Below are 8,818 nucleotides of genomic sequence, written 5' to 3'. Positions count from 1 at the left end.
GGCCTCCGGCCCCAGCGCCTCGGCCAGGGCGGCGTGCGCCGCCAGCCGGTCGGCCAGCGGGGCACGGTCCACCAGCGCGGAGCGCAGCAGCGGGTGGCGGAAGGTCAGCTCCCCTGCCGTCAGGTCCACCCGCACCAGCCCCGCGGCCTCCGCCGGGGCCAGGTCCGCGACGGTCAGACCGCACTCCCCGGCCGCCCGCAGCAGCACGTCCAGCGCACCGGTCTCCTCCAGCGCGGCCAGCAGCAGCCACCGCTGAGTTGCCCCGGGGAGACGGCTGACCTGGCCGTGGTAGGCGACCCGGAGGCGTCCGGCCGGCGGCAGGGCGAGGTCGCCCGTCTCCGTCGCACGGCTCTTCGGCAGTTCCACCAGTGCCAGCGGATTGCCCTGGGCCTCGGCCAACACCCGTTCCGCCCCGCCGAGTTCGGGGGCGACGGCCGTCAGCAGCTCGGCCGCGGCCGCGGCCGTCAGCGGCTCGACGCGCAACTCGGGCAGGCCGGGCAGCTCCGCACCCTCGGGGCGGGCCGCGAGCAGCAGCGCCACCCGCTCCGCACCCAGGCGCCGCGCCGCCAACTGCAGTGCCTCGGCCGAGCTGTGGTCCGCCCACTGCACGTCGTCCACGACGCACAGGACGGGCCGCTCCTCGGCCATGTCGCCGAGCAGCGTCAGCACGGCGAGGCCGACCAGCAGCCGGTCGCCGCCGCCGACGGGGCCCTCCGCGAGCCCCAACGCCCGTTCCAGCGCCGCCCGTTGCGGGCCGGGCAGCGCGGCGGACCGGTCCAGCACCGGGGCCAGCAGCTGCGTCAGCGTGGCGAAGGAGAGCCGCGCCTCCGACTCGACGCCGGACGCGCGCAGTACCCGGAACCCCTCCGCCTCCGCCACGGCATGGTCGAGCAGCGCCGTCTTGCCGATCCCCGGATCGCCGCGGAGCACCAGGACCCCGCTCGTCCCCTCGCGTGCCGATGCCAGCAACCGGCCGATGGCCGCCTGCTCCCGCCCCCGTCCGTACAGCAGCATGCTCCGCACCCTACCTACACCTGCCGACAATCCCGCGCCGGCGGTACCTAAGGACGACAGATTCCCTCGTCCCCGCTCCTCCGTAACTTCTTGACCTGCAAGGACAACCGGTCACGAAGAGACCACCCGGACCACGGAGGACACCATGTCGCACAACCTGCAGGACCTCGCCGAGCGCTACCTCGCCGCCTGGAACGAGACCGACCCCGCCGCCCGCCGCAAGCTGATCGACGAGACCTGGGCGGAGGACGGCAGCTACACCGACCCGCTGGTCGAGGCCCGCGGCCGCGACGCGATCGACGCCACCCTGGCCGCCGTGCAGGGCGAGTTCCCGGGCTTCGTCTTCCGGCTGGCCGGCCCGGTCGACGCGCACCACCACATCGCCCGCTTCACCTGGGAGTTGGGCCCGGCGGGCGAGGAGCCGCTGGTCCTCGGCTTCGACGTGCTCGCCGCGGACGAGGAGGGCCGGATCGCCACCGTGCTCGGCTTCCTCGACCGGGTGCCCGCCGTCTGAGCATCCCGGCACCGCCGGCGGCCGCGCGCCGCGGCCGCCGACCGGCGCCCCGTCCCCACCGCACACAACAGCCCCGCCCCGTCACCACCGCTCACCCCGCAGCCCGCCCCGTCACCACCGCTCACCCCGCAGCCCGCCCCGTCACCACCGCTCACCCCGCAGCACCAAGGAGCCCCAGCATGTCCACCACCAAGGCCCCGGCCGCCGTCCCCGGCGCCGTCGGCACCGCTGCCGCCGAGCAGCCCGCCCCGCGGGGCCTGCTGCCGGTCGTGCTCGTCGCCACCTTCATGTCCGCGCTCGACTTCTTCATCGTCAATGTGGCCATCCCCTCGGTCCAGCGCGACCTGCACGCCGGGGCCTCGGCCATCCAGTGGGTGATGGCCGGCTACTCCCTCGCCCTGGCCGGCGGGCTGATCACCGCCGGGCGGCTGGGCGACCTGCTCGGCCGGCGCCGGATGTTCTCGCTGGGCCTGGGCCTGTTCACCGCGGCCTCCGCGGCCTGCGGCCTGGCCACCGGTCCGGCCTTCCTGATCGCCGCCCGCGTGGTCCAGGGGCTGGGCGCGGCGCTGATGGGCCCTCAGGTCCTGGCCCTGCTACGGACCAGCTTCCACGGCGCCGCCCAGGCGCGGGCCTTCGCCCAGTACGCGCTGACCATGGGACTGGGCGCGGTACTCGGCCAGCTCATCGGCGGCCTGCTGATCCGGGCGGACCTGTTCGGCACCGACTGGCGGGCCTGCTTCCTCATCAACGTGCCCGTCGGCCTGGTCACCCTGCTCCTGGTGCCGCGCGCCGTGCCCGAGTCCCGCGCGCCGCAGCGCCCGTCGCTCGACCTGCTGGGCGTGGTGCTGGTGACGGCGGCCCTGGTGACGCTGGCCCTGCCGCTGATCCAGGGGCGGTCGAGCGGCTGGCCGCTGTGGACCTGGATCTGCCTGGGCGCCTCGGCGCTGCTGTGGGCCGCGCTGGCCCGGCACCAGGTGCGGCTGGCGGGCCGTGACGGCTCCCCGCTGGTCCACCCGCACCTGTTCCGGGCCCGCGCGTTCAGCGCCGGGATGCTGGCCCAACTCGCCTTCTGGCTGGGGCAGGCGTCGTTCTTCCTGATCCTGGCCGTCTACCTGCAGCAGGGCCGCGGTCTCGACGCGCTGGGCTCGGGCCTGGTCTTCACCGCGCTGGGCGTCGGCTACCTGGCCACCTCCCTCTGCGCGGACCGGGTGGCGGCGCGGCTGGGCCACCAGGCCGTCACGCTGGGCGCGGTGCTGATGGCCCTGGGTCTGGCCGGTCTCTGGCTGACCGTCAACTCCGGTGCGCCCGGGACCGCCTGGCTCGTCCCGGCCCTCGTGCTGGACGGCCTGGGCATGGGCCTGGTGATCGCCCCCCTGACCACCTCGGTGCTTGTGGGCGTCCCCGCCCACCTGGTCGGCTCCGCCTCCGGCAGCGTGGCGACCGTGCAGCAGGTCGGCGGCGCCCTGGGGGTGGCCCTGATCGGCATCCTCTTCTACGGCGCCGGTTCCGTCGGCTCCGGCTTCCAGGCCGGACTGGTCGCCCTGACGGTCCTCGAACTGGTCCTCGCCGCCACCGTGCAGCTGCTGCCCAAGCCCGCGCAGGGGGCCGGGGCCTGACCGCCCGAAACCCCGCGAGGCCCGCAGGCCCGTCCCCGTCCGGGGGGCGGGCCTGCGGGCGTTCCGGATGGCTGCCCGCACGGCCGTGTGGCACGGTGAGTCCGAAACGCCCTGAATGTCCGTCAGCGATCGGACAGCAACGAGGAGTGACCGTCATGCAGCAGGTGGTCCAGGAGATCGGGGAGCAGCACCTCCTCGACGGTGTCTGCGGCAAGCTCTCCGGCTGGGTGTCCCGGGTGACCAGCCAGACCGAGGTCCGCAACGCCCTGTCGGGCACCTGGTTGGGCCATCCACTGCATCCCGTGCTGACCGATCTGCCCATCGGGGCCTGGGTGATGGCGAGCGTCGTGGACGTCGCCGGCGGCCGGGCCGGGGCGCGGACGGCACGCCGGCTCGTCGGCGTCGGACTGCTGGCCGCGGTGCCGACGGCGCTCTCCGGTGCGTCGGACTGGTCCAGCAGCTACGGCGCCGCGCGGCGGATCGGCTTCGTCCACGCGGTGGCCAATGCCACGGCCTCCACCCTGCAGGCGGCCTCCTGGCTGGCCCGCCGCAGGGGGCGGCGCGGGACCGGGGTCGCGCTGAGCGCGCTGGGCGTGGGCTGCACGCTGGGCTCCGCCTACCTGGGCGGCCACCTGTCCTTCGTGCTGGGCGTCGGCGTCAACCGCACCGCCTTCCAGGAGCCCGTCACCGAGTGGACCGAGGTCGCGCCGCTGTCCGCGGTGTCCGACGACAGCCCGCTGCGGGTGACGGCGGGCGGCGTCCCCGTGCTGCTGGTCCGGCACAAGGGCGAGCTCTGCGCGCTGTCGGCGACCTGCCCCCACGCCGGCGGCCCCCTCGACGAGGGCAAGCTCGCCGAACCGGGGTGCATCCGGTGCCCCTGGCACGGCAGCACGTTCCGGCTGACGGACGGCGCCGTGGTCCGCGGCCCCGCGGCGGTGGCCGCCCCGCGCTGGGACGTCCGGGTCGACGACGGCCGCGTCTTCGTCCGCTCCGCCCGCGCGGCGGGATGAGCCGGCTCGTCCACACCCTCGGGCACTCCGACCGGGACTTCGACGAGGTGCTGGAGATGCTCCGCAGGAACGCGGTCACCCATCTGGTGGACGTCCGCGCCTTCCCGTCCTCGCGGAAGCACCCGCAGTGGAACCAGGACGCGATCCGCGCGGCGCTCCCCCCGGACATCGGGTACCGCTGGGCGCCGAAGCTGGGCGGGCGGCGGCACACCCCGGCGGGGGCGCCCAGCGTCAACACCGCCTGGCGGGTCAAGGCCTTCCGCGACTACGCCGACCACATGGCGAGCGACGAGTTCCGCGAGGGCCTGGCGGATCTGCTGGCCCTCGCCGACGAGGGGCGTCCGGCCGTCATGTGCAGCGAGGCGGTGCCCTGGCGCTGCCACCGCCGTCTGATCACCGACGCGCTGATCGTCGCCGGCGCCGAGGTCGTCGACATCCTCTCACCGGCCTCCACCCGCCCGGCGGTGCTGAACGAGCACGTCCGGGTGGTGGACGGGGTCCTCACCTACCCTGCCGGAACGGCGACCTGACGCGGCGTCGGCACGCGCCGCGCCTACTCCTCCAGCCGGACGCCCGTCAGCGAGTAGCCCGGCGCGGAGACCGCGTCGGGGGCGGCCGCCGCGAGCAGGGCGGCACCCCGGGCGGTCAGGTCCAGGGCCACGTCGCTGGCGTGACGGGGCGTCAGCCTGCTGCCGTCGAAGGACCAACCCCAGCGGACCTCTCCCGCGCCGGTCCGCTCGCCGGCGAGCAGCAGTCCGCCCGGCAGGCCCAGCGCGTGACCGGTGCACAGCAGCGAGCAGAGCAGGTCGAGGCACTCCTCCTCGACGACCAGCACCCCGTCCGCGTCCATGGTCAGGTCCGCCCACGCCTCGACGGGCCCCTCGGGCGGGCAGAGCACGGCCAGCACCCGGTAGCTGCCGGGGCCGGCTCCGACCAGCACCCGGCGCAGCTCGCGGGCTCCGTCCTCGTAGGCCGGGCGCAGCAGCTCCACCGGGAAGCCGCCGTTCTCGGCGGCCTCCACGGTCTCCTCCAGCAGCTGCTCCAGGATGCCGTGGACGGCGTCGCGCTCGCGGGCCTCGCGGGCCCGGTAGAGCAGCTCGCGCAGCGGCTCGCCCTCCCACTGGACCCAGGAGGCGTCCTCGCTCCAGCTGAGCGCGCGGGCGAAGACGACCTTGCCGGCGCGGCGGCAGTGGTCCAGGTAGTCGGAGATCCAGCGCAGGTACTCGCCGAAGTCCAGGTGCCGGGTCTCGCCGAGCTCCCGCAGCATCGCGAACTCCTCGCCGTCGGTGATGAGTTCGAGGTGCGCGGGGGTGGGCCAGGTGGTCGCGGCTGCCGGAGCGAGGTCGCGGGACTGCTTCATCGGAGCCTCCGTTGACGGGGAGTGGGCGGTACGTCCGTTACCTCCCCGATCACCCCGATCACATGCGCACCGTGTGTCACAGCACTGTCACCATCCGTGATGCCGGGAGGGACGACAGAGGCCCGGCTCCCGCGAGGCGGGACGCCGGGCCCAGAAGCCGTGTCGCTCAGTCGCGCGCGGCGCGCAGCGAGGGCTTGAGCTCCTTGAGTCGGGCCAGCAGGCCGTTGACGAACGCGGGCGACTCGTCGGTGGAGTACTCCTTGGCGATCTCCACGAACTCGTCCAGCACCACCGCGTCGGGGACGTCGTCCTCCCAGACCAGCTCGTACGCGCCCAGGCGCAGCACGTTGCGGTCCACCATGGGCATCCGGTCGAGCTCCCAACCCACCGCGTAGGTCGAGATCAGGTCGTCGATCCGGGCGGCGTGCTTGTTGTAGCCCTCGACCAGCTGCACCGTGTACTCGCCGACCTGGGGCGTCCCCTCGTCCGGCGTGCGCGCGCGGCGCATCCAGTCGGCGAGGACCTCGACCACGGGCACGTCGCGGTGGTCGGCCTCGAAGAGGATCTGGAAGGCGCGGGTACGGGCCTTGTTGCGGGCGCTGGACACGGTTAGGAGTTCACCCGGCCGAGGTACTCGCCGGTGCGGGTGTCGACCTTGATCTTCTCACCGGTGGTGATGAACAGCGGGACGCCGATCTCGGCGCCGGTCTCCAGGCGGGCCGGCTTGGTGCCGCCGGTGGAACGGTCACCCTGCAGGCCGGGCTCGGTGTACTCGACGACCAGCTCGACGGCGGCCGGGAGCTCGATGTACAGCGGGTTGCCCTCGTAGACGGCCACGAGCGCGTCGAAGCCCTCGAGCAGGAACTTGGCGGCGTCGCCGACGACCTCGGGGCCGACCGGGGTCTGCTCGTAGGTGTCCATGTCCATGAACACGAACTGCTCGCCGTCCTTGTAGGAGAACTGCATCGTCCGCTTGTCGACGTTGGCCGTCTCGACCTTCACGCCGGCGTTGAAGGTCTTGTCGACGACCTTGCCGGACAGCACGTGCTTGAGCTTGGTGCGCACGAAGGCCGGGCCCTTGCCGGGCTTGACGTGCTGGAACTCGACGACCGACCAGAGCTGGTCGTTGTCGAGCTTGAGCACCATGCCGTTCTTCAGGTCGTTGGTGGTAGCCACGGTCGCGCTTACTCCTGCGATTCGTATGTCAAGGAACCAAGTACTCGTGTCCGCGGGACCACGCGGGCGGACCCGCGGATCACAGGGCGAGGAGCTCCTTGGTTGTGATGGTGAGCAGCTCAGGCCCCCCGTCCTCGAGGGGACGGACGACGAGCGAGTCCTCGATCCGGACCCCGCCGCGTCCCGGGATTCCCACTCCCAGGCCGACGGTGACCGGCACACGGTGTTCAAGCTTACCGAACTCCCCCGGCCGCAACGTCGGCTCCTCCGTCGCGTCGAGCCCGAGTCCGTGGCCGACCCCGTCGTCGAGGGGATCGGAGTAGCCGTGGCGCTCGAGTTCCCGGCGCGCCGCCTTCAACGGGTCCTCGTATGCGGCGCCCGGCAGCAGCGCCTCACGCGCGGCCCGCTGGGCGGCGAACACGGCCCGGTGCAGGTCGATCTGCCACTCCTCGGGCGAGAGCCCGACGACGAAGGTGCGGGTCGCGTGCGAGCGGTAGCCGCGGTAGCAGGCGCCGAGGGAGACGGTGAGGAAGTCCCCCTCCTCCACCCGCCGGTCCCCCGGCAGGTGCCGGGAGCGCCCGGCGTGCTCCCCGGTCCCCACCCGCACCGGGTAGGCGGGCGCGTCGGCGCCGTGGTCGACCATCCGGCGCTCCAGCTCCATCGCGAGGTGCCGCTCGCTGCGACCGACCAGGATCGACTCCAGCAGCTCGCCCAGGGCCTGGTCGGCGATCTCCCCGGCCACGCGCAGGCAGTTGAGCTCGTCCTCGTCTTTGACCAGGCGCAGCTGTTCGACTGCGTGGCCCAGGTCCACCAGCGAGGCGCCGCTCCCGGCGGCGAGGGCGCGGTGCCGAGTGACCGTCAGATCGTGCTCCTCCACACCGAGTAGGCCCGTGGCCCCCACCGCCTCGACCACGACGAGCCCGGGCTCCCGCCCGGGGAGGACGCGCCGCTCCTCGATCCCGTCCTCCCGCTCACGGGCGGGATGCGCGACGGCGACGACGGCGCGGTCCCGTGTCACCAGCAGGGCCTCGGCGGCCGGCATCCCGGTCAGCCACCGGACGTTCCCGGGACGGGTCACCAACGCCCCGTCGAGCCCCGCCGCGCTGCAACGCTCCCGCAGGCGGCTCCGCCGCTCCTCGTGCACCGTTCCCATGCTCCCGAGGCTAGGTGGCTCCCCCGGGTCACGCCTGTTGGCGCCGTCCGGTTGCACCCTCCGGGGGCGCTGGGGGCACCTCCCGCCCGAAGGGTGGGAGAGGAACTGCGCGACCAGCCCACCACTCGGGGAGGGAGGTTCGCCCCGCAGACGGGGGGTCGGACCTCCCCGGGTGGTGGGCTGGTCGCGCCCACGCGGCGGAGCCGCACATGTCCGCAGCCTCGCGCCCCTGAAGGCGGCTGCGCCGCCTAGCGGGGGCGTCCGACCAGTTGGGCGATCGTGTTGTCCAGCGCGGCGGCCGTCTGTGCGACGTCCAGTCGCGAGTTGTCGATGATCGGCAGGCCCGAGCCGTACCAGCCCGCCATGCGGGAGTGGATCTCCGCGACCTGTTCGTCGGGCAGTCGGCGATTCCCGCTGCGCTGCGCGTTCCTCGCCAACACCACGTCAAGTCCGGGCAGCAGCACGACCGTCAGCAGGTTCGGGCCGATGTGCCGCTTCCAGCCGCCCAGGCCGATCGCCGGGCGGTCGGGGAAGACCGCGTCGTCGATGATGCAGGAGATCCCGTTGACCAGGTAGTTCCGGGCGGCGAAGCCGCACGTGCGCCGGGCCAGCCGGTACTGGGTCTCGGACTGGTCGTTCCATCCGGACTGCGGGTTGGCGAAGCCCGAGCGCATCCACTCGCGCACGTCGTCGAGGCTGACGTGGGCGGTGGGCGAGGGCCTGCGGTCGGCCCAGTGGCGGGCCACCGAGGTCTTGCCCGCGCCGGCGGGGCCGATCAGCAGGACGGCCAGCGGGCCGGTCGCCGGGAACGCCGGGTAGGGGAACGGGGGCGGCGTCGGCATCACGAAGTGGCCCGTCCCACCGGCCTGTTCGGCCGCCGCCGGGACCTGCCGCAGTTCGAGCGTCGACCTGGGCCGACGCTCGATCGGCTCGGGCAGACTGCCCGGATAGTGTCCACCGGACACGGCGCTCACC

The 8,818-nt window shown here is 73.9% G+C and carries 10 protein-coding genes; 4 read left to right on the top strand and 6 right to left on the bottom strand.

The genetic code is table 11. The features are described from left to right. Positions 1-1,014, bottom strand: a 1,014-nt coding sequence (locus tag ACFP3V_RS28350; RefSeq protein ID WP_380589468.1) for an AAA family ATPase, incomplete at its 3' end; no start/stop codon positions are given. Positions 1,015-1,159: 145 nt separating this feature from the next. Between ACFP3V_RS28350 and ACFP3V_RS28345 the strand changes: the two genes are divergently transcribed. From ACFP3V_RS28345 to ACFP3V_RS28330, 4 genes are all read left to right on the top strand, one after another. Continuing rightward, a complete protein-coding gene (locus tag ACFP3V_RS28345) occupies positions 1,160-1,528 on the top strand; it encodes a nuclear transport factor 2 family protein (RefSeq protein WP_380589465.1) in 369 nt (122 codons plus the stop codon). A gap of 179 nt (positions 1,529-1,707) precedes the next feature. After that, the gene (locus tag ACFP3V_RS28340; protein WP_380589462.1) at positions 1,708-3,144 is read left to right on the top strand and encodes an MFS transporter; all 1,437 of its coding nucleotides are present in this window, start codon (positions 1,708-1,710) and stop codon (positions 3,142-3,144) included. Positions 3,145-3,299: 155 nt separating this feature from the next. Next, entirely contained in the window at positions 3,300-4,154 is an 855-nt protein-coding gene (locus tag ACFP3V_RS28335; protein ID WP_380589459.1) for a Rieske (2Fe-2S) protein, read from the top strand. Further along, entirely contained in the window at positions 4,151-4,684 is a 534-nt protein-coding gene (locus ACFP3V_RS28330) for a DUF488 domain-containing protein (protein WP_380589456.1), read from the top strand. The genes ACFP3V_RS28335 and ACFP3V_RS28330 overlap by 4 nt, the downstream gene beginning before the upstream one ends. Positions 4,685-4,707: 23 nt before the next feature. On the opposite strand, the gene ACFP3V_RS28325 is transcribed toward ACFP3V_RS28330, so the two are convergent. The 5 genes from ACFP3V_RS28325 to ACFP3V_RS28305 all read right to left on the bottom strand — a co-directional run bounded on the left by ACFP3V_RS28325 (position 4,708) and on the right by ACFP3V_RS28305 (position 8,808). After that, a complete protein-coding gene (locus ACFP3V_RS28325) occupies positions 4,708-5,514 on the bottom strand; it encodes a hypothetical protein (protein WP_380589453.1) in 807 nt (268 codons plus the stop codon). A gap of 166 nt (positions 5,515-5,680) precedes the next feature. Continuing rightward, on the bottom strand, positions 5,681-6,121 hold the full coding sequence (nusB, locus tag ACFP3V_RS28320; RefSeq protein ID WP_380589450.1) for a transcription antitermination factor NusB: 441 nt from the start codon (positions 6,119-6,121) through the stop codon (positions 5,681-5,683). 2 nt (positions 6,122-6,123) lie between these two features. Further along, positions 6,124-6,690: an elongation factor P gene (efp, locus tag ACFP3V_RS28315; RefSeq protein WP_380589447.1), complete on the bottom strand. Its 567-nt coding sequence runs from the start codon at positions 6,688-6,690 to the stop codon at positions 6,124-6,126. 79 nt (positions 6,691-6,769) lie between these two features. Beyond that, positions 6,770-7,843 (bottom strand): M24 family metallopeptidase, encoded by a 1,074-nt coding sequence (locus tag ACFP3V_RS28310; protein WP_380589445.1) that lies wholly within the window; start codon positions 7,841-7,843, stop codon positions 6,770-6,772. Positions 7,844-8,091: 248 nt separating this feature from the next. Further along, positions 8,092-8,808 (bottom strand): AAA family ATPase, encoded by a 717-nt coding sequence (locus ACFP3V_RS28305; protein ID WP_380589442.1) that lies wholly within the window; start codon positions 8,806-8,808, stop codon positions 8,092-8,094. Between the last annotated feature and the right edge of the window lie 10 nt (positions 8,809-8,818).

This window comes from Streptacidiphilus monticola (assembly GCF_042658505.1).
Taxonomy (GTDB): Bacteria; Actinomycetota; Actinomycetes; order Streptomycetales; family Streptomycetaceae; genus Streptacidiphilus; species Streptacidiphilus monticola.
This window is presented reverse-complemented; position numbering and strand designations above follow the sequence as displayed.